Raw genomic sequence first — 25,135 nt, 5'->3', positions numbered from 1 at the left:
GGCAATCTGGCGGCAAGCCATGAAGGAAGCCCTAACGCAGCCCATCTTCATCCAGCAGGGTGCGGCCCGCGCGATCCTCGATCTCGATCACCCAGAGGTCGGGATCGGACCGCCGCGCGCGGTCGATCGCGGCATCGACCTCGGGTTCCGGCCCCTCGGCCAGAACCATCCAGACCCTTGCATCGGCCTGAAAATCATAGCTGCGCTGATAGGCGCGCGCGCGTCCATCCAGCAGGGCGCATTTCACCACCACGGCGCCCGCCTGATCGTCGCCCCGCGCCGTCACATAGACCGGAATATCGGCCAGCCGTAGCCGGGTCAGATATGCCGAGACCCAGACGCCACTGGCCAGACGCGCGCCCATGGCCCGGCCTCAGTCGCCATCCTTGAAATCAAGGCCCATTTCGGAATAGCGATCCGGCTCATCCAGCCAGTTCGGCCGCACCTTGACCTGAAGGAACAGATGCACGGGCCGATCCAGAAATTCCATCAGATCGGCGCGGGCGGCCTGACCGATGGCCTTGACCGTCTCGCCCTTGTGGCCCAGCACGATGCCCTTGTGCCCGTCGCGCGCGACATAGATCACCTGGTCGATCCGGGTCGATCCATCGGGCCGGTCTTCCCATTTCTCGGTCTCGACCGTCAGCTGATAGGGAAGTTCCTCATGCAGGCGCAGGGTCAGCTTTTCGCGCGTGACTTCGGCCGCAATCATCCGCATCGGCAGATCGGCGATCTGATCCTCGGGGTAGAACCACGGCCCGTCGGGCAGCTGGCTGGCCAGCCAGGCGCGCAGCTTGTCCACGCCATAGCCGCGCTCGGCCGAAATCATGAAGGTCTCGGCGAAGGGATAGGCCTCGTTCAGGGTCTGGCTCAGCGCGAGCAGGCTTTCGGCCTTGACCCGGTCGATCTTGTTGATGGCGAGCGCGACGGTCTGGCTGGCCGCGCGATCCTTCAGGGCGTCCAGAATGGATTGCACGCCTTCGGTCAGGCCGCGCTGCGCCTCGATCAGCAGCACCACGATATCGGCATCCGCCGCCCCGCCCCAGGCCGCCGCGACCATGGCCCGGTCCAGCCGGCGGCGCGGGCGGAACAGGCCCGGCGTATCGACAAAGACGATCTGCGCCGCGCCTTCCATGCAGACGCCGCGAATACGCGCCCGCGTGGTCTGCACCTTATGCGTGACGATCGACACTTTCGCCCCGACCATGCGGTTGAGAAGCGTGGATTTTCCGGCGTTCGGCTCTCCGATCAGGGCAACGAAGCCCGCCTTCTGCCCTTGGTTCTGATCAGCCATTCCGGCCCTCCATCCGCGCCAGAAGCGCCTTGGCAGCGGTCTGCTCCGCCGCCCGTTTCGTTCCGGCCTGCGCCTGTTCGGCCTCGCCCGAGGCCAGCCGCACCTCGACGGTGAAGACCGGCTCATGATCCGGCCCCGCGCGGCCAAGCGCGGTATAGACCGGCGGGGTCTGCCCCCGGGCCTGCGCCCATTCCTGAAGCGAGGTCTTGGCGTCGCGGGCATCGGCCTCGACGGCGCCGATCCGCCCGCCCCACAGCCGCAGCACCAGCGCGCGCGCGGCCTCCAGCCCGGCATCCAGATAGACGGCGGCGATCACCGCCTCCATCGCGTCGCCCAGCAGCGCATCCTTGCGCCGACCGCCCGACATCATCTCTGACCGGCCCAGTTTCAGCACATCGCCCAGACCGATGCCGCGCGCCACATCGGCGCAGGTTTCCTTGCGCACCAGCGCGTTGAAGCGCGGCGCAAGCAACCCTTCGGCCGCCCCCCGGTCGGCCGCCATCAGCGCCTCGGCCATGACAAGGCCCAGCACCCGGTCGCCCAGAAATTCCAGCCGCTGATTGTCGGACCGGGTCGGCGAGGAAAACGACGAATGCGTCACCGCGCGCGACAGCAGATCCGGCCGGGCAAAATCATGTCCCAGCCGGGTCTGAAAATCACGGAGATCCGCCGACAGTTTCACTCGATCGCCTTGAAATAGCGGTCAGACCGCCAGGTCCAGAAGAACAGCATCGACCGCCCCGCCGAGGAAAAGATGATCCGGTCGGCACGGCCGATCAGATATTCCGCCGGCAGCATGCCCACGCCGCCCACGGCCTGACTATAGCGGCTGTCGGTGGAATTGTCGCGGTTGTCACCCATGAAGAAGTAATGCCCCGGCGGCACGGTAAAGACATCGGTATTGTCGCCATAGCCGTTGCTGTCGATGTTCAGCACATGATGGCTGCGCCCTTCCGGCAGCGTCTCGACAAAGCGCGAACGGGTGCAGATGCCGCCCTGCCCCACCGGGCCATTCTCGCAGCGCGGCAGGTTGCCCATCGGGCCCTGCGGCTCATAGATTTCCTCGAACTGGCCATCGGGCACCTGCGGCACCTCTTGCCCGTTCAGCCAGAGCACGCCGTTCTTCATCTGGATGGTATCGCCCGGCAGGCCGATCAGCCGCTTGATGAAATCCGACCCGTTGACCGGATGCCGAAACACCACGACATCGCCGCGCTGCGGTTCGCTGCCCAGGATGCGGCCAGTGATCGGGCACATCGAAAAGGGGCAGGAATATTTCGAATAGCCATAGGCCATCTTGTTCACAAAGACGAAGTCGCCGATCAGCAGCGTGTCCTTCATCGATTCCGACGGAATCCAGAACGGCTGGAACAGCAGCGTGCGGAACAGCCCCGCGATGACAAGCGCCCATGCGATCGTCTTGCCCCAGTCGGCAATGCTCTCGCCCGACTTTTCCTTGCTTGCCATTGCTGCCTCATTTCTGGTTCCGGCGGCTTCATGCGCGCGCGGGGGCGCGGAGTCAAGTTTGCAAGGCCACCTTCACGCCGCCGTGCGGGGCCGGGCCTCTATGACGACAAAGGCCTGCGCCCAGGGGTGATCGTCGGTCAGCGTCAGATGCAGCACGGCCTCATGGCCCGGCGGGGTCATGGCGGCCAGACGTTCGGCCGCCCAGCCGCTCAGATGCAGGGTCGGCTGGCCGCTGGGCAGATTGGTGACCGCCATGTCGCGCCAGGAAATCCCCATGCGCAACCCGGTGCCAAGCGCCTTGGAACAGGCCTCTTTCGCGGCCCAGCGTTTCGCATAGGTGGCCGCGACCGCGCGGCTGCGGCTTTCGGCCTTGGCCTGTTCGACCGGCGTGAAGACGCGGTTACGGAAACGGTCGCCATGCCGTTCCAGCACGGCGGCGATCCGGTCGATATTGGCAAGATCGGTGCCGATACCGAGGATCATCGCGCCGCATCCATGCGGCGGCGCATTTCCTCGATCGCGGGGCCAAGACCCAGATAGATCGCCTCGCCGATCAGGAAATGCCCGATATTCAGCTCGTGCAGTTCCGGGATCGCGGCGACGGGGGCCACGTTTTCATAGGTCAGACCATGGCCCGCATGTACCTCCAGCCCGAGCGAGGCCGCAAGCCGCGCGCCCGCGCGCAGGGCGTCCAGCTCGGCCTCGGCCTCGGCCTGGCGGCCTTCGGCATGCAGGTCGGAATAATGGCCGGTATGCAGTTCGACCACCGCCGCGCCGATCCGGGCCGAGGCCTCGATCTGGCGCGGGTCATGGCCGATGAACATCGACACCCGGCAGCCCGCCGCGCGCAGGGGCGCGATGTAATCGGTCAGCCGCGCCTGGTCGCCCGCGACATCCAGCCCGCCCTCGGTGGTGCGTTCCTCGCGCCGTTCGGGCACCAGACAGACGGCATGGGGCCGCAGGCGCAGCACGATATCGGCCATTTCATCGGTCGCGGCGCATTCGAAATTCAGCGGAATGCCGATCCCGGCCTTAAGCGCCTCCATATCGGCATCGCGGATATGGCGGCGGTCTTCGCGCAGATGGGCGGTGATGCCGTCGGCACCGGCGGCTTCGGCCAGCAGCGCCGCGCGCAGCGGGTCAGGCCAGGCCGAGCCGCGCGCATTGCGCACCGTCGCCACATGGTCGATGTTCACGCCCAGCCGCAATTTCTGCATCGCCCTCTCCCTGTCGCAGTGTCGCGCGCCGACCTTACGGCGCGCCGGGCGCGTCGTCACCCCCCGACGCGGCCTTGCGGCCATTCGCGGCGGCGCCACCACCATGCGCCGCATTCAGCCGCGCCCGCAGCGCCCGCCGCTTTTCCGCCCTTTCGGAAAACCGCGCCGCGCGCAGCTTCTGATAGGCATGAACCAGCGGGATCGTCATGTAATAGGTCGCGATGCTGGCCAGAATGCCCGGAATGATGGACCCGATCGTATAGGGCCAGAACAGATACCAGAAAAAGTCGATCAGCTTGTCCCAATGCGCGACATCGTCGGTGAACATGGCGGTGAAATTGTGCCAGAGCTGCCAGCCCGCATCGGTAAAGGCCGCCAGCACCTCGCCAAAGGTCAGCGGGCGTTCGATCCCCAGCATCCAGTGCCCGAGCTTGAGCGACCCCATCGCGATGAAGGGCGTGGTCAACGGGTTGGAGATGAAGGTGGCCAGCAGCGCCGCCAGCACATTGCCGCGCATCACGAAGGCCAGCGCCGCCGCCGACAGCATCTGCACCCCGTAGACCGGGGGGAAGTTCACGAAAGTGCCCGCCGCCACCCCGCGCGCGATGCGATGCGGCTGGTCGGGCAGGCGGCGCATGCGGTGCAGCACATACATGACCGCGCGCCGGATCCCGCCCTTGGGATAGACGAGTTCCCGGGCAAGCCGGGCATAGCTGCGTTTGTCGCGCCGTTTGAAAACCACGTCGTTCTTCCCAGACAGGCCGCGATCAGGGCTTGCGGCTCAGGTCACGATGGCGCGCAATCTGCGCCACATCGGTTTCCGCCTCAAGCGCCGTCATGACCAGATGCAGATGCTCCAGATCCCGCAGATCGACATCAATCACCAGTTTGTAAAAGTCTGGCTTGCGATCGACGAAATTCAGGTTCGAGATATTGGCCTTCTGCTCGCCGATCAAGGTGCAGATCCGCCCCAGCACCCCCGCATCGTTGGAAATGGTCAGCATCAGGCTCACCGTATGCACGGCGGCGTGCTGCCCGGCCTGCCAGCGCAGATCGACCCAGCGTTCGGGCTGTTCCTCGTATTCGGCCAGCGCGGGGCAGTCGATCGCATGGGCGACCACGCCCTTTCCGCGATGGGTGATGCCCACGATCCGCTCGCCCGGCACGGGCTGGCAGCAGGGCGCGCGGCTGAAATGCTGTTCGGCCGTCAGACCCAGAACCGGGCGCTGCGCATCCACCACCTCGGGCAGGCCGACCTGCAATTCCGGGTAAAGCGTCTCGATGATCTTGCGGGCGTTCAGTTCGGCCGAGCCGAGCTGGGCCAGCAACTCCATCTCGTCGGGCAGGCCCAGCATGCGCGCGGCGGTGCGCAGCGCCTTGTCGCTGGCCTTCTTGCCGGCGTGATCAAAGGCCGCGCGGGCCAGTTCCTGCCCCAGCTTGATGAAGCGGCCCCGGTCCTCCTCGCGCAGGCTGCGCCGGATCGCGGCCTTGGCGCGCCCGGTCACCACGATATCCACCCAGCTCGCCTGCGGGCGCTGGCCTTCGGCCGTGATGATCTCGATCGACTGGCCGTTCTTCAGCCGGGTCCAGAGCGGCACGCGAATGCCATCGACCTTGGCCGAAACGGTGGAATTGCCGATGCGGGTATGGATCGCATAGGCGAAATCCAGCGGCGTCGCGCCGCGCGGCAACTGGATCACATCGCCCTTGGGGGTGAAGCAGAACACCTGATCGGTGTACATTTCCAGCTTCACATTCTCCATGAAGTCGTCGGTATCTTCGTCGCCCAGCCTTTCGTTCAGACTGCTCAGCCATTTGGCCGGGTCGATGGCAAAGGGGTTCTGCACCCGCACGCCCTCGCGATAGGACCAATGCGCCGCGACGCCGGATTCGTTCACCTCATGCATCTGGCGGGTGCGCACCTGCACCTCCACCCGCTTGCCGTCGCGCCCCGAAACGGTGGTGTGGATCGACCGATAGCCGTTCGATTTCGGCTGGCTGATGTAATCCTTGAACCGCCCCGGCACCGCCCGCCAGCGTTGATGGATCACCCCCAGCACGCGGTAGCAATCGGCGACATTGGCGGTGATCACGCGAAAGCCGTAGATGTCGGACAGGCGCGAAAAGGCCAGATCCTTTTCCTGCATCTTGCGCCAGACGCTGTAGGGCTTTTTCGCGCGGCCATAGACATCGGCGTCGATCCCGGCCTTTTCCAGCTCGTGCCGGATGTCGGCGGTGATCTTGTGGACCACATCGCCCGCCTCGCGTTGCAGCGTGATGAAGCGGCGGATGATGGAATTGCGCGCCTCGGGGTTCAGCACGCGGAAGGCCAGATCCTCCAGCTCCTCGCGCATCCACTGCATCCCCATGCGGCCGGCCAGCGGCGCATAGATCTCCATCGTCTCGCGGGCCTTCTGGGCCTGCTTTTCCGGGCGCATCGACTTGATCGTGCGCATGTTGTGCAGCCGGTCGGCCAGCTTGACCAGAATGACCCGTAGGTCTTTCGACATCGCGACGAACAGCTTGCGGAAGTTCTCCGCCTGCTTCGATTCGGTGGAGGTGAGCTGAAGGTTGGTCAGCTTGGTGACCCCATCGACCAGCTCCGCCACCTCCTCGCCGAATTCGCGGGCAACGTCAGAGTAATTGGCCTTGGTATCCTCGATCGTGTCATGCAGCAGCGCGGTGACCAGCGTCGCGTCATCAAGCCGCTGTTCGGTCAGGATCGCCGCCACCGCGACAGGATGCGTGAAATAGGGCTCGCCCGATTTGCGGAACTGCCCCTCATGCATCTGCTTGCCATAGGCATAGGCCCGACGAATCAGGTCTGCATTGGTTCGCGGGTTGTAATTGCGAACAAGGGCGACGAGGTCTTCGACGTCGATCATTCCCCGCCGCCTGCCGCCTTAGCGGTCGCCCTGTGCTTCCATCAGCGCGCGCAGCAGCTTTTCTTCCGACATGTCGTCGGTCGCCGGCCGGTCCACCGCATCGCCATTGCCCATCAGAAGCGCCATCTGGTCTTCCTCGGGTTCGTCCACCTCGATCTGCGTCTGGTAGCTTTCGATCATCCGCTCGCGCAGGACATCGGTGGACTGGCTTTCCTCGGCGATCTCGCGCAGGGCGACGACCGGGTTCTTGTCGTTGTCACGGTCCACCGTCAGGGCCGAACCCGAAGCGATCTCGCGCGCACGATGGGCGGCAAGCATCACCAGTTCGAAACGGTTGGGCACCTTGTCAACGCAATCTTCGACCGTCACGCGGGCCATGGGATACTCCAGTGGTGGATGGGCATGGAAACGCCTCTCTAACGCCCGACAAGAGGCTTGACAAGGGCGGAATCCGTTGCAAGCGCCGCAGCGGCACCGTTCACAGGGGTTTGACCGCCGCCACATCCGCCGCCGGCAGCGCGGCCAGCAGCTCTGCCACGGTCTGCCCCAGCACCGGATGGCGCCAGTCGGGCGCCACTTCGGCCAGCGGCACCAGCACGAAGGCGCGGTCTTGCAGGCGCGGATGCGGCATGATCAGCCGGTCGGGCGCCTCTTGCGCCTGCCGGTCGGGCGGCAAGTCGCGCCAGGCAGCGTATCCCGCCAAATCGGGCAAGACCCGCGCGCCCGCCGCCAGCAGGTCGAGGTCGAGCGTCCGCCCCGCCCAGCGGGCCTGCCGCGCCCGGCCAAACCGCGCCTCGACCGCATGAAGCGCGGCCAGAACCGCCTCGGGCCCGCGCCCGTCATCCGCCAGCACCGCCGCAGCGTTCACATAATCGGGACCGGCCCCTGCGGGAAAGCAGGGCGTGACATATATTCTGCTCATCCGCAGCGGGAGTAGCCCCTCTGCGGCCAGGGCCTGCACCGCCAGCCGCAACACGTCGGCGGGTGCCTGCCCGTCATGCGGCAAATTCGCGCCCAAGGCGACAAGTAGGGGATTTCCAGCGCTCATCGAAGGTGGCACTCTCCAAAGTAGGGGTTGTGTTCATTGTCAGCAGATTGATATCCAACGGCCTTCCGTAACCGGTTTGGCAAAAAGGGGGCCACCACTCCCGCCGCGACAGGTGCGGATCGGAATTTGAGGGGATGTGTTATGTTTTACAAGGACGAACGGCTCGCGCTGTTCATCGACGGTTCCAACCTTTACGCAGCAGCAAAAGCACTCGGCTTCGATATCGATTACAAGCTGCTGCGTCAGGAGTTCATGCGCCGCGGCAAACTTTTGCGCGCTTTCTATTACACCGCTCTGCTTGAAAACGACGATTACTCGCCGATTCGTCCTCTGGTTGACTGGCTGCATTACAATGGCTTTACCATGGTGACCAAGCCGGCCAAGGAATATACCGACAGCCAGGGCCGCCGTAAGGTCAAAGGCAACATGGATATCGAACTGACGGTGAACGCCATGGAACTGGCGCCGCGTCTGGATCATATCGTGCTGTTCTCGGGCGATGGCGATTTCCGGCCGCTGGTGGAAAGCCTGCAACGTCAGGGCGTGCGCGTCTCGGTCGTCTCGACCATCCGCAGCCAGCCGCCGATGATCGCGGACGAGCTGCGCCGTCAGGCCGACAACTTCATCGAACTGGACGAGCTGCGCGAAGTCATCGGCCGCCCGCCCCGCGAACCGCGCCCCGAGCGCGATGAGGCCGCACCGCAGGTTCATGCGAAGTAAGGGCCGCCCCGGGGCCGGATCGCCCCTTGCCCGCGCCAGGGTCGCGCGGGACTGATGCTGGCCGCGCTGATCGGTCTTGCCTCGGCGGCCTTTCTGGCCGCGACGCCGCTTCCCATGCAGTCGGAGGCGGTTTTTGTCGCCCTGCAACTCGCCGGCGCCGCGCCGGTCTGGCTGCTGGTCGCGGTCGCGGGTCTGGCCAATACCGCCGGGTCGGTCGTCACCTGGGCCATGGGCCGGGGCCTGCGCGGGCTGGAGGGGTGCTTTGCCGCCGCCGAGGCCAGCCTCGCCCGGGCCGAGGCGCTGTTTGGCCGCTGGGGCAAATGGAGCCTTCTGCTCAGCTGGGCGCCGCTGGGGGACGTAATCTGCTTCATCGCCGGCGCGCTGCATGTGCCGCTGTGGCAATTCGCGGCCATCGTGGGCTTTGCGAAAACCGCGCGCTATGCCGTGCTGGCGGCCGTCACCTCGGGCGCGGCCGCTTGGCTCTGGACGTGACCGGCCCGAGGCACTACCTCTGGGCCACGCGAACGAGGCCCCGATGACCCAACCCCTTCCCCCCCTGACCCTGTATCTCGCCGCACCGCGCGGCTTTTGCGCCGGCGTGGACCGCGCGATCAAGATCGTGGAAATGGCGATCCAGAAATGGGGCGCGCCGGTCTATGTGCGGCACGAGATCGTGCATAACAAATTCGTCGTGGACGGGCTCAAGGCGCAGGGCGCGGTCTTTGTCGAGGAACTGGACGAGGTGCCCGACGACCGCCCGGTGATCTTTTCCGCCCATGGCGTGCCGAAATCGGTGCCGGCGGCGGCCGAGGCGCGGCGCATGGTCTTTGTCGATGCGACCTGCCCCTTGGTCAGCAAGGTGCATATCGAGGCCGAGCGCCATTCCGAGAACGGCTTGCAGATGGTGATGATCGGCCATGCCGGCCACCCCGAAACCATCGGCACGATGGGGCAATTGCCGGCGGGCGAGGTGCTGCTGGTGGAAACCGTCGCCGATGTGGCGCGGGTGACGCCGCGCGATCCGGCGCAGCTTGCCTTCATCACCCAGACCACGCTGTCGGTCGATGACACCGCGGATATCGTCGCCGCGCTGAAGGCGCGCTTTCCCGCGATCGTCGGGCCGCACAAGGAAGACATCTGCTATGCCACCACCAACCGCCAGGCGGCGGTCAAGGCGATTGCCGGGCGGATCGACGCACTGCTGGTGATCGGGGCGCCCAATTCCTCGAATTCGCGCCGTCTGGTCGAGGTGGGCCGCGCCAATGGCTGCGCCTATGCGCAACTGGTGCAGCGGGCCACCGATATCGACTGGCGCGCGCTGGAGGGCATCCGCGCCGTGGGCATCACCGCCGGCGCCAGCGCGCCCGAAGTGCTGGTGAACGAGGTCATCGACGCCTTCCGCGCGCGGTTCGACACCAGGGTGGAGCGGGTCGAGACCGCGACCGAGGACGTGGAATTCAAGGTGCCGCGCATCCTGCGCGCCGCGCAATAGCGCAGCCCGGACAGCGCGCGCGGGCGGCACCCCCGGAGGGGTTTTGCACCCCTCCGGACCTCCCCGCAGGATATTTGGGAACAGATGAAGGGGGCGCCGGTCAGGAAGCCCGCTTGCGGCACCAGGGGAAACTGGCCTAGGCTTGAATGTCCGCTTGCCAAGGTGCCCCATGTCGTCGCTATCGCCCGAATTCCTGCTGACCGCCTTCATCGTCTGCATCTCGCCGGGGATCGGCGTGGTCTATACCCTGTCGATGACGCTGGGGGGCGGCTTTCGCGCCGGGCTCTGGGCGGCACTAGGCTGCACGCTGGCCACCATCCTGCATATGGTCGTGGCGCTGGCGGGACTGGCCGCCGTGCTGCTGGCCAGCGCGCTGCTGTTCCAGACGGTCAAATATGCCGGGGTCGCCTATCTGCTCTGGATGGCCTGGGCTGTGCTGAAGGGGCGCGGCGGCCTTGACATCGCGCCTGCGGCGCCCGCGCCGGTCGGGCAGGTGGTGTGGCGCGGGGTGTTGCTCAATATCCTCAACCCCAAGCTGCCGCTGTTCTTCGTGGCCTTCCTGCCGCAATTCCTGCCCAGCCAGGGGGCGACGGTGGCGCAGATGGCGGAACTTGGTCTGGCCTTCGCCGCGATGACCTTTCTGACCTTCGTGATCTATGCGGGGCTGGCGGCCTCGGGACGGCGGGCGCTGCTGGGGTCAGAGCGGGTGATGACCTGGCTGCGCCGCGCCTTTGCCGCCTCTTTCGCGGCGCTTGGGCTGCGCCTTGCGCTGGAGCGCGCGGCATGATCCCCCGGATCGCGGCGATCTGCGGCATCCTGGCGGTGGTGCCCTTTCTGGCCGGCGCGTCGCTGGCGCGCTGGACGACCGAGGATGCCGCGCTGAACGCGCTGGCGGCGGATAACTGGCTGCTGGTGCATTACGGCACAGTGATGCTGTGTTTTCTGGCGGGGGTTCTATGGGGTTTCGCCACCCGCGCCGAGGGGGCGGAGGCGGTGCTGGCCTATACGCTGGCCACGCTGCCCGCCTTGTTCGCGGCCACCGCGCTGCTGCCCCTGCACAGCTTTCGCATCGAATTGCTGCTGGCGGCCTATATCGCGCTTTTGGCACTGGATTTCTGGTTCTGGAACGAGGGGCTGGCGCCGGGCTGGTGGATGCGGTTGCGGGCGCTGATGTCGGTGGTTGTGCTGGTATCGCTCGGCTCGGCGCTGTAAAGCGCGGGCGAGACTGGAAGGGAGCGACCATGCCCGAGCTTTTCGCCTATACTGACGGCGCCTGTTCCGGCAATCCCGGCCCGGGGGGCTGGGGGGTGCTGCTGCTGGCGCGCGAGGGCGACGCGGTGGTGAAGGAGCGCACGCTGAACGGCGGCGAGGCCGACACGACCAATAACCGGATGGAGCTGCTGGCCGCCATCTCTGCGCTGGAGGCGCTGAGCCGCGCCTCGGACATCACCGTGGTCACCGACAGCGCCTATGTGAAGAACGGCGTGACCGGCTGGATCCATGGCTGGAAGCGCAATGGCTGGCGCACCGCCGACCGCAAGCCGGTCAAGAATGTCGATCTGTGGCAGCGGCTGGATGCGGCGCAGGCGCGCCACCGCGTGATCTGGAAATGGATCAAGGGCCATGCCGGTCATGCCGAGAACGAACGCGCCGACGAGTTGGCGCGCGAGGGGATGGCCCCGTTCAAGAAAAAGGGCGCGGCATGAGCGCGCCGGGCAAGAAAAAGGGCGCGGCATGACGCTGCTTTCCGCGCTCGATTACGCATCCGTCGCGGTTTTCGCGCTGACCGGCGCGCTGGTGGCCAGCCGGGCGCAGCTGGATATCGTGGGTTTCGTCTTCATCGCCTGCCTGACCGCCGTCGGCGGCGGCACGGTGCGCGATGTGCTGATCAACCGCGATCCGGTGTTCTGGATCGGCCAGCCCGCCTACCTGGCGGTGGCGGGGGCGGCGGCGATCCTCGTGTTTTTCTGGGCGCCGCGTCTGGAGAGCCGGTATCGCACGCTTTTGTGGCTGGATGCCTGCGCGCTGGCCGTGGCGGTGCCCGCCGGCGTGGGCGTGGCGCTGGCCGCGGGGCTGGGCTGGCCGGTGGTGCTGGTCATGGGCATGGCGACGGGCTGTCTGGGCGGCCTGATGCGCGATGTGGTCTGCAACGAGGTGCCGCTGGTGCTGAAGGCGGGCGAGATCTATGTCACCGCCGCCTTTGCCGGCGCGCTGGCCGCCGTGCTGCTGGAAGAAGCGGGCCAGGGCGGCGCGCTTCTGGCCTGCGCGGCGGTGACCTTTGGCCTGCGCGCGGGGTCGGTCGCCTTTGGCTGGCGGCTGCCGGTCTATCGCGCGCGCCCGCCGCGCGACGGACGTCGCTGACCCCCTTTCCGTCGCCGCAGAACCCGCTACAAATGGGGAATGCCGCGCCCGAGGATTATCCCTGACCTGACCGTCTTTGCCGAGACCCGCCGCCTGCTGGCCGCCGGCGGCGACAAGGCGGTGTCCTTTGCCACTGTCGCGCAGGCGACCGGGCTGGCGCCGCCGACGCTGGTGCAGCGTTTTGGCAGCCGCGATGCCATGGTGAGCGCCGCATTGCACGCCGCCTGGGCCGCGATCGAGGCCCGCACCACCGAGGCCGAGGCCGAGGCGCCGCTTGGCGCCAAGGGCGCGCTGGCGCTGCTCAAGACGCTTGGGCCCGAGGCGCCCGACCTGGCATTGCTGGCCGCCGATTTCCGCGACCCCGCGCTGCGCGAACGCGCCGCGAACTGGCGCGCCCGGGTGGAGGCCGCGCTGGCCTTGCGGCTGGGGGGCGGCGACAAGGGGCGGGACATCGCGGCGCTGCTGTTTGCCGCCTGGCAGGGCCAGATGCTCTGGCATCCCGCCGGGGGCAAGGCGTTCCGGCTGAAGGACGCGCTGCGCCGGTTCAGCGCCTGAAGGTGGTTTTCCACAGCCAGATCAGGGCCATGGCCCCCAGGATCGCGCCGATGAACATCAGCCCCGACCCCATGATCCGCGCCACCAGCCGCAGCACCATCCATGACACTGCCGCCCCCGCCATGCCCAGCAGGACCGTGGTCACCACATCCAGTTGAACCCGCATGAAACGGGTGGCCAGAAACCCCGCCGCCGCGCCAATGATCAGGATCAGAAGAAAGGTCATTCACGCCTCGCGCATACTTGCCCCGCCAGTCTGCCCCAGAGGCGCGGCGCTGTCCATCGCCGCCGCGATGCGGGTGAAATCCGCCTCGGTCAGCGCGCGCAGGCCAAAGCGGAAGGCCATGCCCCACTGTGCCTCGCCGCGCGTGAGGTCGAGCACCGGCAGCAGCGGCCGGATCGGCGCCATCCGCGCCGGCGATCAATGAACCGCGCGGCGGAACGGGCGAAAGCCGCCTGCCATGTCTGCCTGCCAGCCCCGGTCATCGGCCACGAGGCCCAGGGCGACAAAGGCCTGCAAGGGGCGGCCACCGACAAAGCGGTCGCGCGGGGCATAGATCATCACGCCATCGCCCGCCCGCATCCGGCGCAGCGGGGCGGATTTGCCATGGCAGGCCTGCACCATGCCCAACTCCTGCCCCACCCGGGCATGATCGGCCGAGGTGGTGACAACCCAGTATCGCGGAATGTGTATCGACATGAGACGGCTCCCTTCGTCGCCGTCATGCCATGGCCCTGCTGACAGATTCTGTCAGCGTCAGCTCAGCCGGTCGGGTAGCGCGAAACCGCGCAGGAAATCGCTGGGCACCATGGCGCGTTTGCCCTCGCGCTGCGCCAGGGTGATCTCGATCGCGCCGGTGCCGCAGGCCACGCGCAAGCCACCCAGCACCTGCCCCGGCGCGCCCTGCCCCTCAACCAGACGCGAGGCCAGCAGTTTCACCCGCTCCTCGCCCGCCAGACACCAGGCGCCGGGAAAGGGCGACAGGCCACGGATCAGCCGATCCACCTCGGCGGCGGGGGCGGACCAGTCGATGCGCGCCTCGGCCTTGTCGATCTTGGCGGCATAGGTCACGCCGGTCTCGGGCTGCGGCGCGGGCACCAGATCGGGCAGACGCGACAGTGCCGACAGGATCAGCCGCGCGCCCATCCCGCTCAGCCGGTCATGCAGCGCGCCGGTGGTTTCCTCGGGCCCGATGCGCGTCGCCTCGCGCAGCAACACCGGGCCGGTATCGAGACCCGCCTCCATCTGCATGATGCAGATGCCGGTTTCGGCGTCGCCCGCCATGATCGCCCGATGGATCGGCGCCGCCCCACGCCAGCGCGGCAAGAGCGAGGCATGGATGTTCAGGCAACCATGGCGCGGCGCGTCCAGCACCGGCTGCGGCAGGATCAGCCCATAGGCCACCACCACCGCCACATCGGCCTTCAACGCCGCGAATTCGGCCTGGGCCTCGGGGCTGCGCAGGCGGGTCGGGTGGCGCACAGGCAGGCCAAGCGCCTCGGCCCGGGCCTGCACCGGCGAGGGGCGATCCTTCTTGCCCCGCCCGGCAGGGCGCGGCGGCTGGCTGTAGACGCAAACCACCTCATGCGCGGCGGCCAGCGCCTCCAGCACCGGAACCGCGAAATCCGGCGTGCCCATGAAGACGACCCTCACGCGCGCCTCCGCAGCTTTTCTGCCTTCTGGATCAGCATCTTGCGCTTCAAGGGCTTCAGATGGTCGAAAAACATCCGGCCATTCAGATGGTCGATCTGATGCTGCACCGAGGTCGCCCAGAGGTTCACGAAATCGCGTTCCTCGATCCCCCCGTCGGCGTTCAGAAACCGCACCGTCACCGCGCGCGGGCGGCTGATCACGGCAGAGACGCCGGGCAGGTTGGGGCTGGCCTCCTCATGCTCGCGGAACTGCACGCTGGCATGCAGCACCTCCGGGTTGGCCATCAGCACGGCCTTGCCGCGCTCCTCGCTGCAATCGACAACGGCAAGGCGCTGCATCACCCCGATCTGCGGCGCACCGAGGCCATAGCCCGGCATCGCCTCCATCGTGTCCACCATGTCGCGCCAGATCGCGCGCACCTCATCGGTGATCGCCTCGACCGGCGCGGCGGGGGTTTGCAGCCGCTTGTCGGGCCACAAGAGACAGGGGCGCGGGCTCATGCGCGATACTCCGCTTCGGCGCGGGCGCGGGCCTCGGGCAACAGGCGCCGCAGGGTCACGATCCCGTCGAGATGATCGAATTCATGCTGGGCACAGATGGCGGCAAAGCCGGTCATGTCTTCCTCGCGGGTCACGCCGTCCAGCCCGGTCCAGCGCAGCCGGATCGCGCGGGCGCGGCTGACCTCGGCGGTGATCCCGGGGATTGAAAGACACCCCTCCGGGCCGGTCGCGCGCTCGTCCGACATCCAGAGGATATCGGGGTTGATGCAGACCAGCGGGCTGCGCGGCCCGTCCTTCCAGGTCACATCCATCACGAAGACCCGTTGCAGGGCGCCGACCTGTGGCGCGGCCAGACCCCGCCCCGGCGCGGCATACATCGTATCGAGCATGTCAGCCGCCAGGCGTCCGATCTCCTCGGTGATTTCGGCCACCTCGGCACAGCGCATCGACAGCCGGGCATCGGGCCACAGGACGATCGGCAAGACCGCCATGTCAGGCCTGCCGCGCGCGTTCGCGCTTCAGCTTTTCCATCTTGCGGGTGATCATCTGACGCTTGAGCGGCCCGAGGAAATCAATGAACAGCTTGCCGTTCAGGTGGTCGATTTCATGCTGAACGCAGGTCGCCCAAAGCCCGGCGAACTGTTCCTCCTGCACGCTGCCATCCATCGCGGTCCAGCGCACCCGCACCTCGGCCGGGCGTTCGACCGGGGCGTATTGATCGGGGATCGACAGGCACCCTTCCTCATAAGAGGACAGATCCTCGGAGGACCAGAGGATTTCCGGGTTGATCATCACCAGCGGGCGCTGCGGCTCCGGCTCCTTGCTGCAATCCAGCACGATCAGGCGCTTGGTCACGCCGATCTGCGGCGCGGCAAGCCCGACGCCCGGCGCGTCATACATGGTTTCCAGCATGTCCTCGGCCAGCTTCACGATCTCGGGCGTCACTTCGGCCACGGGATCGCAGAGCTTTTTCAGCCGCGGGTCGGGATGGATCAGGATAGGGCGTATCATGGCAATGATTTACGCGCTTGCCCGCCCGCGCGCAATGCCGCCACGCCGGTGGGAAAGCTGTTGGCGGGTGCGGGGGAACAGGGGCGTTGCGGGAAACATTATCTCAGAATTATCTTAAACTCCGCCAGAATATCCCATCATATCACGCTTTATCGTGGTATTTCCGACACAAGACCGGCAATCTTGCACCAGATAGGCCCGCCGCCTACCCTTGCCGCGCCGGGCCTTGCGGCCCATGGCCAACCCGCTAGGCTTGCCGCGAACAGGAAGGACAATCATGACTGCGCCCAATTTCGACGAAACGATCGACCGCATCGGCACCCATTCGGTGAAATGGGACATGATGGAAAAGCTCTATGGCGTTTCCGCGCGGGATGGCATCGCGATGTGGGTCGCCGACATGGAGTTCCGCCCCCCCACCTGCGTGCAACAGGCGGTGGAGAAGATGGCCGCCCATGGCATCTATGGCTATTACGGCGATGACGCCGAATATCTGGCCGCCGTGCAATGGTGGATGAAGACCCGCCATGGCTGGGATGTGCCGGCCGAGGCGATCTTTACCACGCATGGCCTGGTGAACGGCACGGCGATGTGCGTCGATGCCTTCACCCAGCCCGGCGATGGCGTGATCCTGATGACCCCGGTTTACCATGCCTTTGCCCGCGTCATCCGCGGCGCCGGGCGCGAGGTGATCGAATGCCCGCTTTCCGTCACCGAGGGCCGCTATACCTTTGATACGTCGGAATGGGAGGCCAAGGTCACCCCCACCACCCGGATGCTGATCCTCTGCTCGCCGCACAATCCCGGCGGCAGGGTCTGGAGCCTGGCGGAACTGCGCGAGGTCGCCGATTTCTGCCGCAAACACGATCTGATCCTGGTGTCGGACGAGATCCACCACGACCTCGTCTTTCCGGGCGCCAAACACACCGTCATGCCGCTGGCGGCACCCGAAATCGCCGACCGGCTGGTGGTGATGTCGGCCACGACCAAGACCTTCAACATCGCCGGCAGCCATTCGGGCAATGTCATCATCCTCGACCCTGCCTTGCGGGCGCGCTTTGCCGCGCGGATGAACGCGCTTGGCATTTCGGCCAATTCCTTTGGCCTGTTCATGGCGACGGCGGCCTACAGCCCCGAAGGCGCGGCCTGGGTGGATGCGCTGGTGGACTATCTCGACGGCAATCGCCGGCTGTTCGACGCGGGCGTGAACGCCATTCCGGGCCTGCGGTCCATGCCGCTTGAGGCGACCTATCTGGCCTGGGTCGATGGCAGCGGCACCGGCATGGCGACGGCCGAATTCATCGACCGGGTGCAAAAGGGCGCCAGAATCGCGGTGAACCACGGCGCGAGCTTCGGTCTGGGCGGCGAAAGCTTCCTGCGCTTCAACCTTGCCGCGCCGCGCGCCCAGGTGGCCGAGGCCGTGGCCCGGCTGCAAGACGCCTTCCGCGACCTGCAATGACGGCAGGGCGGCGGCGGCCCCGGCAGGTCTGGCTTCTGGCGCTGCTGGCCGCTCTGGCGGCGGCGGCGCTGTTCTGGCCGCCCGCGCCCCGCCCGTCGCAGCCGCCCCCGCCCGACATTGCGCTGCAAGGCCCGGTGGACCGCATCCTGATCGAGAAATCCGCCCGCCGCATGACGGTGTTCCGCGACGGGCGCGCGCTCAAGACCTATCGCATCGCGCTTGGCTTTGCCCCAGAGGGCGACAAGACCCGCCAGGGCGATGGCCGCACCCCCGAGGGGCGGTTCCGCATCGACCGCCGCAATGCGAACAGCGCCTATCACCTGTCGCTCGGCCTCGATTACCCGCAGCCCGAGGACGTGGCGCGCGCGCGTGCCGGCGGCTATAGCCCGGGCGGCGACATCTTCATCCATGGCCAGCCGAATGGCCGCAAGGGCCAGCCGGTGCTGCGCCGCGACTGGACCGCTGGCTGCATCGCGGTTTCGGACCCCGAGATCGAGGAACTGTGGCGCGCCGTCGCAATCGGCACAGAGGTCGAGCTGCGCCCCTGACGGATCAGTGGCGCGGCAACAACCCTGCCGGCGCATCGGGGTCGCGCGCATAATCCAGCGGCGGATGGTCGGAAATCAGCGTGCTGCGCTTGAAATGGCAGATCATCCGGCCATTTTCCGATTCCGACGCCACGATCAGCGCCTGAAGGATATGGCGCGCGCCATCATAGACATCGACCAGCCCGCGCAGGCGCGGCACCCTGTCGGCGTCAAAGGTCAGCGTCGAGTCGGTGAGCCCGATCACCGGAAACACCGCCTCGCCGATCTGCACGCGCAAGCGCGAGCGACGCAGGCGGCGCGCCAGCGCAAGTTTCAGGCCTTCCCGCACGTCTTCCGGCAGATGTTCCAGCATGGCCTATCCTCCGCTTGCCCTGCTTTGACCAAGTCTCGGGCAGAATGGATTAAAATCAAGTCAACGCTGCGACACTCTGCCGCCGCTTCACGACAGGTGCATGAATGTGACATGACTGTTGCACGAATGCGACGCGCAGCCCCGGTTGCCTTTGCCGTGCGGATCGGCAATCTGGCAGCGAAGACAAGGCTCGGGGGGCGCGGGTGGAAAAAGCCGATCACGGTGGCGGGATTGACGCGGCGGCGGCCCGATTCGGCGGCAGCCGGGCGGAGTGGATCGACCTTTCGACCGGCATCAACCCCGAAGCCTGGCCCGTTCCGCCCCTGCCGGCCGAGGCCTGGACCGCCCTGCCCGATCACGGCGCGCAGGCCGCGTTGCTGGCGGCCGCGCGGGAATTCTGGCGCGTGCCCGACGGGGCCGAGATCGTAGCGGCGGCCGGCGCCTCGGCGCTGATTGCGCGGATGCCGGCACTCAGCCCGACGGCGGCCAGCATCCCCGGCCCGACCTATAACGAACATGCCCGCGCCTTTCGCGCCGCCGGCCTGACCGTCGGCGACGGCCCCGCCCCGGCGCGGGTCATCGTGCATCCCAACAACCCCGACGGGCGGCTCTGGCCCGCCACCGAAACCGCCCCGCGCCTGCTGGTGATCGACGAAAGCTTTTGCGACGTGACGCCAGAGGCAAGCCAGATCGCCCGCGCGGCGGAACCGGGCGTGGTGATCCTGAAAAGCTTTGGCAAGTTCTGGGGCCTTGCGGGGGCGCGGCTGGGCTTTGCCATCGCGCGGCGCGACACGCTGACCGGCCCCTCGGGGCATCTGGCGGATCTGCTCGGGCCCTGGGCGGTCTCTGGCCCCGCGCTGCATATCGGCGCGCAGGCGCTGCGCGACACCGCCTGGGCCGAGGCAACCCGCCGCCGCCTGGCACAAGACAGCGCGCGGCTGGATACGCTGATGACCGCACAGGGCGCGGCCCTCGCGGGCGGCACGACGCTGTTCCGGCTGTATGAGGTCGAGGACGCCGCGCGCTGGCAAACCCATCTGGCGCGCCACCGGATCTGGAGCCGCATCTTCCCCTATTCGACCCGCTGGCTGCGTCTTGGCCTGCCGCCCGCGCAGGGCTGGGCGCGGCTTGAGGCCGCCCTTGCCACCACGCCGGAGCCCGCCGCATGAGCGCGGCGATCCTCTTGCCCGCCATGCTGCTGGATGCCGCCCTGGGCGAGCCGAAATGGCTCTGGGATCGGTTTCCGCATCCGGCGGTGCTGATGGGGCGGGTGGTCGCGTTCTGTGACCGCCAGCTGAACCGCGGCCCGGCGCGACGCCTGCGCGGGGTGCTGGCCATGGCGCTGATGGGGGGCGGGGCCTTGTTGCTGGGCGCCGCGATCCATGCCTTGCCGGATTTCGGCCTGCTGGAACTGCTGGTGGTGGCGATCCTGCTCGCGCAGCGCAGCCTGGTCGATCACGTCGCCGCCGTGGCGCGCGGCCAGCGCGACAGCCTGCCCGAGGCCCGGCGTATGGTGGCCCGTATCGTCGGCCGCGACACCGCCACAATGGAAGGCCCGGCCATCGCCCGCGCCGCGATCGAAAGTGCCGCGGAAAACCTGTCGGACGGGGTGATCGCACCGCTGTTCTGGTATCTGCTCGGCGGCCTGCCGGGGCTGATGCTCTACAAGATCACCAATACCGCCGACAGCATGATCGGCCACCGCACCCCGCGGCACGAGGAATTCGGCTGGGCGGCCGCCCGCTTTGACGACCTGCTGAACCTGATCCCCGCGCGCCTGACCGCGCTATTGCTGGCTGTGGCACATGGCCGCTTCGATGCCGCGCGCATCATCCTGCGCGATGCCCCCCTGCACCGCTCCCCCAATGCCGGCTGGCCCGAGGCCGCGATGGCCGTGGTGCTGGGTGTGGCACTGTCCGGCCCGCGCAGCTATCATGGCGAACGGCGCGAATTTCCCTGGGTCTTCCCCGAAGGCCGGCGCGAGATCGGCGCGCCCGAGGTGGAGGCCGCCTGCCGCGCGCTCTGGCGGGCCTGGGGGGCGATGCTCGTCCTGACCCTTTTGCTGGTGCTGACATGACAAACCCGGATTTCGTGACGATGGAAAGCCTGATGCAGGCGCTGCCCGATGTGCTGGCGGCCCCCCGGACCGCGACTCCGGTCCTGCAACTGTGCTTTCGGCCCGGCTTCAACCAGCGCAGCTTTCCCGACAGCCTGAACCTGACCCGCGACGCGGGCGTGCCGGGCGAAAGGTTCACCACCGCGCCCTGGCTCAAGGGTCCCGATGGGCGCGGCGATCCGCGCATCCAGGTGTCGATCCTGCCGCGCCGGGTGATGGATCTGGTCTGGCGCGACCGCATAGCCACGCCGCACCCCGGCGACACGATCATCGCCGATCTGGAAACGTCAGAGGCCAACCTGCCCGCCGGCACCCTGTTGGGCATCGGCAGCGCGGTGATCCGCGTAAGCGACGTGTTCAACGATGGCTGCGTCAAGTGGAAGGCGCGCTATGGCAGGGATGCAAAGGACTGGATCACCGCCCCCGGCCACCCGCCGCTGCGGCTGCGCGGCATCCTCTGTTCGGTGGAACAGGATGGCGTGATCGCCTGCGGCGACCTCATTCACAAGCTGGACTGACGCCGCAAAAAGGCGGGGCAAAGGCGGGTGTCACATCCCCTCGGCCGGGCGCCGCGCCCGGCGCCAGCGGATGAAATGCGCCTCCGCCTCGGCCGCCAGCGCCGCCCATTGCGCCAAATCCTCGGGCCAAGGCAAGACCAGCGCCGCCTCGCCCGCGATGACCTGCATCCGGGCAGAGCCCATGCGGCTGTTCCAATCGTCCATCGCGGCGGCAGGTGGGCGCACGTTCCAGGGCAGCACCAGCCGCCAGCCGGCCTCGGTCGCCTCGGCCCTGAACTCCGGCGCCTGTGCGGCGATGCGGGCATAGATCACGCCCGCCTCGGCCTCGATCCCGCAAAATCCGGCCGCCCTCAGCGCGGCCTCTGCCTCGTCATCCGTCATGCCACCAATGCCTCGGCCTTCTTCAGATCGACCGAGACAAGCTGGCTGACCCCCTGTTCCTGCATCGTCACCCCGAACAGCCGATCCATCCGCGCCATGGTCACGGCATGGTGGGTGATGATCAGGAAACGGGTCTCGGTCCGCCGCGTCATCTCGTCCAGAAGGTCGCAAAAGCGCGTCACATTGGCGTCGTCCAGCGGGGCATCCACCTCGTCCAGCACGCAGATCGGCGCGGGGTTCGCCAGGAACACCGCAAAGATCAGCGACAGCGCGGTCAGCGTCTGCTCGCCCCCGGACAGCAGCGACAGGGTAGAGAGTTTCTTGCCCGGCGGCTGGCACATGATTTCCAGCCCGGCCTCCAGCGGATCGTCGGATTCGACCAGCACCAGCCGCGCCTCGCCGCCACCGAACAGATGGGTGAACAGCGCACCGAAAGACCCGTTCACCTGCTCGAACGCGGTCAAAAGCCGCTCGCGCCCCTCGCGGTTCAGGCCCTGGATGCCGGCGCGCAACTTCTTGATCGCCTCCTCCAGGTCGATCTTTTCCTGCGCCAGCGTGTCATGTTCGACCTGCACCGCCTTGGCATCCTCCTCGGCACGCAGGTTGACGGCGCCAAGCGCCTCGCGCTGGCGTTTCAGGCGGTTCACATCGGTTTCCAGCGCCTCGGCCCCCGGCATCGCCTCAGGATCGACGGCCAGCCGCTCCAGAAGTTGCGCAGGCGAAACCTCCATCTCCTCGCGGATCCGCTCGGCGCAGGCGGTCACCGCCAGACGCGCGGCCTCGGCCCGGGCATCGGCGCGGGCGCGGGCCTCGCGGGCCTCACCCGCCAGCCGTTCGGCCTCGCGCTCCGCGATCTGCGCCTCGCGCAGGGCGGTTTCAGCGACGGTCAGCGCCTGCTGCGCGCGGGCGCGCCGCGCTTCGGCGCCCTCGATCGCCTCGGCCAGATCCTCGCGCCGGATCGCGATTTCCTCGGGCAGTTCAAGCGCTTCGACCAGTTCCGCCTCGGTCTCCGCCTTGCGCCCGGCCAGTTCGGCGCTGCGCTTCTCGGCGGTCTCCAGCCGGTGCTTCCAGCCCGACAGCTCCTTCTGCACCTCTTGCCGGCGGCGGATGCGGGCCTCGCCCTCGCGCCGCACCTCATCCTGCCCGGCGCGGGCCGACATCATGGTGATGCGCGCGGCCTCGACCGCCATCTTGAGCTGCTCGACCGCGCTGCGCGCGCCGTCCAGATCGGGCAACGCCACCGCCCCGGCCTCGGCCTCGGCCAGCCGGCGGCGGGCGGCAAGGCTTTCATCCTCGAACCGGGTGACCGACAGGCGCGCCGCCTCCAGCCGCCCGCCTGCCAGCGCGCGGTCGGCCTCGGCCCGGGCCAAGGCCCGCCCGGCCTCGGTCAGCCGCGCATCGGCCGAGCGGCGGGCCTCACGCGCCATCTGATCGGCACGGTTGAGGTCGGAAAGCCGCGCCTGCAACGCCTCATGCGCCTGCCGCGCGCCCTCGGCCCGGGCGGCCACCTCCTCCAGATCGCGCTTGAGCTGCACCAGACGATTGAGCTGCCGCAGCCGCAGCGCCGCGGCCGAGGGCGCATCCTCGGCCCCGGCGCGGAAACCGTCCCATCGCCACAGATCGCCCTCCAGGCTGACCAGCCGCTGCCCCGGGCGCAAGGCCGATTGCAACGCATCCCCAGCCGCGCGGGAGACCAGCCCGATCTGCGCGATGCGCCGGCGCAGCACGGCGGGCACGGTGACATGATCGGCCAAGGGCGCCACGCCGGCGGGCAGCGGTTGGTCGGCGTCGTAATCGGGCAGTCGTGCCCAGCCCGACCGCGCCGCCCCCGCCAGTTCCGGCGCGCGCAGATCGTCCGACAGCGCCGCCCCAAGCGCCGCCTCATGGCCGGGCGTCACCGTGACCTGATCCAGCACCTGCGTCCCGGCGCTCGCCTCACGCTCCACCAGCCGCGCCAGCGCCGCCACCTCGGCCCGCAGCGCATTGGCCTCGCCCTCGGCGCCCGAGCGCGCGGCGCGGGCCTCGGCCTCGCGGGTCTGGGCGCTGGCGCGGGCTTCTTCGGCGGCGGCCAGCGTCTCTTCGGCGGCGATGGCCAGTTCGGCGGCCTCCTCCTGCGCGATGGCGGCGGCCTCCTGCGCCTCGGCGGCCACTTCCTGCGCCTCGGTCGCAGCCTGCACCGCCTCCCGCGCGCGCGAAGCCTCGGCCTCGGCCCGGTCCAGCGTCACCCGCCCTTCGGCCAGCAGGCGTTGCGCCGACTGGTGCCGCGCCGACAGCCGCGCCACATCTTCGGTGCGTTCGCTCAGCTGCGCCTCGCGATCGGTGAGGATGGCGCCGGCCTCGCGCGCGATCTCGGTCGCCTCGGCCAGCTTGTCGTCATGACCCTCATGCGCGCGCAGAAGCTGCGCCAGTTCCCAATCCAGCCGCGCGATGGTCTCGCCCGCATCGCGGTTCAACCCGGCCTCGCGCTCCATGTCGCGGACCAGTTGCGCGATACGGCCATTCAGCGTCTCGATCACCTGCCGGGCGCGGGTTTCCTGATCGGTCAGCGCATCACGCTCCACCACCAGCCGTTGCAGGATGGCGCCGGCAATGGCCTCCTCCTCGCGATGCGGGGGCATGGCGGCCTCGGCCGCCTCGCGCGTGGTCTGGGCGGCGCGGGCCGCCTTCTCGGCTGCTGCCGCCGCCAGCAGCCTTTCGCGCAGGCCGCCCTCGGCCTCGGCCCGGGCCTGATCTGCCTCGCGCCAGCGGCGATAGAGCAGCATCCCCTCGCTGCGGCGCAGATCCTCGCCGATCTCGCGATACCGCGCGGCCTGCCGGGCCTGACGGGCCAGCGTGGCCAGTTGCGTCGCCAGTTGCTCCAGCACGTCATCGACGCGCGACAGGTTCTGCTCGGTCGCCGAAAGCCGCAGCTCCGCCTCGTGCCGGCGCTGATACAGGCCGCTGATCCCCGCGGCCTCCTCCAGGATCCGGCGCCGCGCCTTGGGCTTGGCGTTGATCAGTTCGGAAATCTGCCCCTGCCGCACCAGTGCAGGCGACTGTGCCCCGGTCGAGGCATCGGCGAACAGCATCTGCACATCACGCGCCCGCACATCCTTGCCATTGGCCTTGTAGGCGCTGCCGGCATCCTTGGTGATGCGGCGCACGATTTCCAGCGTATCGGCCTCGTTGAAGCCCGAGGGCGCCAGCCTGTCCGCGTTGTCGATGATCAGCCCGACCTCGGCGAAATGGCGCGCGCCCCGCGTGGCGGCGCCGGCAAAGATCACATCCTCCATCCCGCCGCCACGCATCGCCGTGGGGCGGTTTTCGCCCATCACCCATCGCAGCGCCTCCAGCAGGTTGGACTTGCCGCAACCATTCGGCCCCACGACGCCGGTCAGCCCGTCATGGATCACTAGCTCCGTCGGATCGACGAAGCTTTTGAAACCGTTGAGGCGCAGGCGGGTGAACCGCAAGGGAATCTCCTGTCAGGGGGGCGTATGGTCAGGCGTTTGGGGCGTGAAAGTCAATGACCTTACCCCAAATCCTTGCTGGGCTGCGGGCGGTTATCCACAAGATGT

At 67.9% G+C, this 25,135-nt stretch carries 33 protein-coding genes; 13 read left to right on the top strand and 20 right to left on the bottom strand.

Annotated elements, in window-relative coordinates:
• Positions 1–31: 31 nt before the first annotated feature.
• The 10 genes from FOA17_RS03755 to folK form a co-directional block, all read right to left on the bottom strand.
• The gene (locus FOA17_RS03755) at positions 32–364 is read right to left on the bottom strand and encodes a DUF1491 family protein (protein WP_149140146.1); all 333 of its coding nucleotides are present in this window, start codon (positions 362–364) and stop codon (positions 32–34) included.
• Between the two features lie 9 nt (positions 365–373).
• Positions 374–1,294, bottom strand: coding sequence for a GTPase Era (gene era / locus FOA17_RS03750; RefSeq protein WP_149140145.1), 921 nt, complete (start codon positions 1,292–1,294; stop codon positions 374–376).
• Positions 1,287–1,976: a ribonuclease III gene (gene rnc, locus FOA17_RS03745; RefSeq protein ID WP_149140144.1), complete on the bottom strand. Its 690-nt coding sequence runs from the start codon at positions 1,974–1,976 to the stop codon at positions 1,287–1,289. Before rnc ends, era begins: the two co-directional genes overlap by 8 nt.
• Positions 1,973–2,761 carry a signal peptidase I gene (lepB, locus tag FOA17_RS03740; RefSeq protein WP_149140143.1) on the bottom strand — a complete coding sequence of 263 codons (789 nt, stop codon included), beginning with the start codon at positions 2,759–2,761 and terminating at the stop codon, positions 1,973–1,975. Before lepB ends, rnc begins: the two co-directional genes overlap by 4 nt.
• A 72-nt stretch (positions 2,762–2,833) precedes the next feature.
• Complete coding sequence (gene acpS, locus FOA17_RS03735) at positions 2,834–3,244, bottom strand: holo-ACP synthase (protein WP_149140142.1); 411 nt, start codon at positions 3,242–3,244, stop codon at positions 2,834–2,836.
• A complete protein-coding gene (locus tag FOA17_RS03730) occupies positions 3,241–3,978 on the bottom strand; it encodes a pyridoxine 5'-phosphate synthase (RefSeq protein ID WP_149140141.1) in 738 nt (245 codons plus the stop codon). The genes acpS and FOA17_RS03730 overlap by 4 nt, the downstream gene beginning before the upstream one ends.
• A gap of 34 nt (positions 3,979–4,012) precedes the next feature.
• Positions 4,013–4,720, bottom strand: coding sequence for a DUF2062 domain-containing protein (locus FOA17_RS03725; RefSeq protein ID WP_149140140.1), 708 nt, complete (start codon positions 4,718–4,720; stop codon positions 4,013–4,015).
• A gap of 25 nt (positions 4,721–4,745) precedes the next feature.
• A complete protein-coding gene (locus FOA17_RS03720; protein WP_149140139.1) occupies positions 4,746–6,863 on the bottom strand; it encodes a RelA/SpoT family protein in 2,118 nt (705 codons plus the stop codon).
• 18 nt (positions 6,864–6,881) lie between these two features.
• Positions 6,882–7,241: a DNA-directed RNA polymerase subunit omega gene (gene rpoZ, locus FOA17_RS03715; protein ID WP_149140138.1), complete on the bottom strand. Its 360-nt coding sequence runs from the start codon at positions 7,239–7,241 to the stop codon at positions 6,882–6,884.
• A gap of 100 nt (positions 7,242–7,341) precedes the next feature.
• Entirely contained in the window at positions 7,342–7,881 is a 540-nt protein-coding gene (gene folK, locus FOA17_RS03710) for a 2-amino-4-hydroxy-6-hydroxymethyldihydropteridine diphosphokinase (RefSeq protein ID WP_420841679.1), read from the bottom strand.
• 171 nt (positions 7,882–8,052) lie between these two features.
• On the opposite strand from folK, the gene FOA17_RS03705 reads away from it, so the two are divergent.
• From FOA17_RS03705 to FOA17_RS03670, 8 genes are all read left to right on the top strand, one after another.
• Positions 8,053–8,631 carry a LabA-like NYN domain-containing protein gene (locus tag FOA17_RS03705; RefSeq protein WP_149140136.1) on the top strand — a complete coding sequence of 193 codons (579 nt, stop codon included), beginning with the start codon at positions 8,053–8,055 and terminating at the stop codon, positions 8,629–8,631.
• 54 nt (positions 8,632–8,685) lie between these two features.
• Positions 8,686–9,123 carry a YqaA family protein gene (locus tag FOA17_RS03700; RefSeq protein WP_149140135.1) on the top strand — a complete coding sequence of 146 codons (438 nt, stop codon included), beginning with the start codon at positions 8,686–8,688 and terminating at the stop codon, positions 9,121–9,123.
• A 43-nt stretch (positions 9,124–9,166) separates the two neighbouring features.
• A complete protein-coding gene (gene ispH / locus FOA17_RS03695) occupies positions 9,167–10,123 on the top strand; it encodes a 4-hydroxy-3-methylbut-2-enyl diphosphate reductase (RefSeq protein ID WP_149140134.1) in 957 nt (318 codons plus the stop codon).
• Between the two features lie 169 nt (positions 10,124–10,292).
• Positions 10,293–10,910 (top strand): LysE family translocator, encoded by a 618-nt coding sequence (locus tag FOA17_RS03690; RefSeq protein ID WP_149140133.1) that lies wholly within the window; start codon positions 10,293–10,295, stop codon positions 10,908–10,910.
• Complete coding sequence (locus FOA17_RS03685; protein ID WP_149140132.1) at positions 10,907–11,335, top strand: DUF3429 domain-containing protein; 429 nt, start codon at positions 10,907–10,909, stop codon at positions 11,333–11,335. The genes FOA17_RS03690 and FOA17_RS03685 overlap by 4 nt, the downstream gene beginning before the upstream one ends.
• A gap of 29 nt (positions 11,336–11,364) precedes the next feature.
• Positions 11,365–11,829, top strand: coding sequence for a ribonuclease HI (rnhA, locus tag FOA17_RS03680; RefSeq protein ID WP_149140131.1), 465 nt, complete (start codon positions 11,365–11,367; stop codon positions 11,827–11,829).
• A gap of 28 nt (positions 11,830–11,857) precedes the next feature.
• Positions 11,858–12,484: a trimeric intracellular cation channel family protein gene (locus FOA17_RS03675; RefSeq protein WP_149140130.1), complete on the top strand. Its 627-nt coding sequence runs from the start codon at positions 11,858–11,860 to the stop codon at positions 12,482–12,484.
• Positions 12,485–12,523: 39 nt separating this feature from the next.
• Positions 12,524–13,039 carry a TetR family transcriptional regulator gene (locus tag FOA17_RS03670; protein WP_149140129.1) on the top strand — a complete coding sequence of 172 codons (516 nt, stop codon included), beginning with the start codon at positions 12,524–12,526 and terminating at the stop codon, positions 13,037–13,039.
• Here FOA17_RS03670 and FOA17_RS03665 read toward each other — a convergent pair.
• From FOA17_RS03665 to def (FOA17_RS03640), 7 genes are read right to left on the bottom strand one after another with little or no spacing between them, the layout of a single operon-like run.
• A complete protein-coding gene (locus tag FOA17_RS03665; RefSeq protein ID WP_149140128.1) occupies positions 13,029–13,265 on the bottom strand; it encodes a GlsB/YeaQ/YmgE family stress response membrane protein in 237 nt (78 codons plus the stop codon). The genes FOA17_RS03670 and FOA17_RS03665 overlap by 11 nt on opposite strands.
• The gene (locus FOA17_RS19855) at positions 13,266–13,448 is read right to left on the bottom strand and encodes an EVE domain-containing protein (RefSeq protein ID WP_203232261.1); all 183 of its coding nucleotides are present in this window, start codon (positions 13,446–13,448) and stop codon (positions 13,266–13,268) included.
• A gap of 12 nt (positions 13,449–13,460) precedes the next feature.
• On the bottom strand, positions 13,461–13,739 hold the full coding sequence (locus tag FOA17_RS19850) for an EVE domain-containing protein (protein WP_203232260.1): 279 nt from the start codon (positions 13,737–13,739) through the stop codon (positions 13,461–13,463).
• A 57-nt stretch (positions 13,740–13,796) separates the two neighbouring features.
• Complete coding sequence (fmt, locus tag FOA17_RS03655; RefSeq protein WP_149140127.1) at positions 13,797–14,693, bottom strand: methionyl-tRNA formyltransferase; 897 nt, start codon at positions 14,691–14,693, stop codon at positions 13,797–13,799.
• Positions 14,690–15,193, bottom strand: a complete 504-nt coding sequence (gene def / locus FOA17_RS03650; protein ID WP_149140126.1) for a peptide deformylase — start codon at positions 15,191–15,193, stop codon at positions 14,690–14,692. Before def (FOA17_RS03650) ends, fmt begins: the two co-directional genes overlap by 4 nt.
• Positions 15,190–15,684, bottom strand: coding sequence for a peptide deformylase (gene def / locus FOA17_RS03645; protein WP_149140125.1), 495 nt, complete (start codon positions 15,682–15,684; stop codon positions 15,190–15,192). Before def (FOA17_RS03645) ends, def (FOA17_RS03650) begins: the two co-directional genes overlap by 4 nt.
• 1 nt (position 15,685) lies before the next feature.
• Positions 15,686–16,204, bottom strand: a complete 519-nt coding sequence (def, locus tag FOA17_RS03640; RefSeq protein ID WP_149140124.1) for a peptide deformylase — start codon at positions 16,202–16,204, stop codon at positions 15,686–15,688.
• A 277-nt stretch (positions 16,205–16,481) separates the two neighbouring features.
• Between def (FOA17_RS03640) and FOA17_RS03635 the strand changes: the two genes are divergently transcribed.
• Positions 16,482–17,663: a MalY/PatB family protein gene (locus tag FOA17_RS03635; RefSeq protein WP_149140123.1), complete on the top strand. Its 1,182-nt coding sequence runs from the start codon at positions 16,482–16,484 to the stop codon at positions 17,661–17,663.
• A complete protein-coding gene (locus FOA17_RS03630; RefSeq protein ID WP_149140122.1) occupies positions 17,660–18,211 on the top strand; it encodes a L,D-transpeptidase family protein in 552 nt (183 codons plus the stop codon). Before FOA17_RS03635 ends, FOA17_RS03630 begins: the two co-directional genes overlap by 4 nt.
• Positions 18,212–18,215: 4 nt before the next feature.
• Here the strand turns inward: FOA17_RS03630 and FOA17_RS03625 are convergent, their stop codons facing one another.
• A complete protein-coding gene (locus FOA17_RS03625; protein ID WP_149140121.1) occupies positions 18,216–18,563 on the bottom strand; it encodes a hypothetical protein in 348 nt (115 codons plus the stop codon).
• A 203-nt stretch (positions 18,564–18,766) separates the two neighbouring features.
• On the opposite strand from FOA17_RS03625, the gene FOA17_RS03620 reads away from it, so the two are divergent.
• Genes FOA17_RS03620 through FOA17_RS03610 form a run of 3 tightly spaced genes read left to right on the top strand, consistent with a single transcriptional unit; the run spans position 18,767 to position 21,197 of the window.
• Positions 18,767–19,732, top strand: coding sequence for a threonine-phosphate decarboxylase (locus FOA17_RS03620; protein ID WP_149140120.1), 966 nt, complete (start codon positions 18,767–18,769; stop codon positions 19,730–19,732).
• Positions 19,729–20,640: an adenosylcobinamide-phosphate synthase CbiB gene (cbiB, locus tag FOA17_RS03615; protein WP_149140119.1), complete on the top strand. Its 912-nt coding sequence runs from the start codon at positions 19,729–19,731 to the stop codon at positions 20,638–20,640. Before FOA17_RS03620 ends, cbiB begins: the two co-directional genes overlap by 4 nt.
• Positions 20,637–21,197, top strand: coding sequence for a hypothetical protein (locus FOA17_RS03610; RefSeq protein ID WP_149140118.1), 561 nt, complete (start codon positions 20,637–20,639; stop codon positions 21,195–21,197). Before cbiB ends, FOA17_RS03610 begins: the two co-directional genes overlap by 4 nt.
• Positions 21,198–21,227: 30 nt before the next feature.
• Here FOA17_RS03610 and FOA17_RS03605 read toward each other — a convergent pair whose 3' ends face one another.
• Both FOA17_RS03605 and smc read right to left on the bottom strand, forming a co-directional pair.
• Positions 21,228–21,578 (bottom strand): hypothetical protein, encoded by a 351-nt coding sequence (locus tag FOA17_RS03605; RefSeq protein ID WP_149140117.1) that lies wholly within the window; start codon positions 21,576–21,578, stop codon positions 21,228–21,230.
• Positions 21,575–25,030, bottom strand: coding sequence for a chromosome segregation protein SMC (gene smc, locus FOA17_RS03600; RefSeq protein ID WP_149140116.1), 3,456 nt, complete (start codon positions 25,028–25,030; stop codon positions 21,575–21,577). The genes FOA17_RS03605 and smc overlap by 4 nt, the downstream gene beginning before the upstream one ends.
• Positions 25,031–25,135: the final 105 nt, after the last annotated feature.

The sequence above is a fragment of the Gemmobacter caeruleus genome (assembly GCF_008271655.1).
Classification (GTDB): domain Bacteria; phylum Pseudomonadota; class Alphaproteobacteria; order Rhodobacterales; family Rhodobacteraceae; genus Gemmobacter; species Gemmobacter caeruleus.
This window is presented reverse-complemented; position numbering and strand designations above follow the sequence as displayed.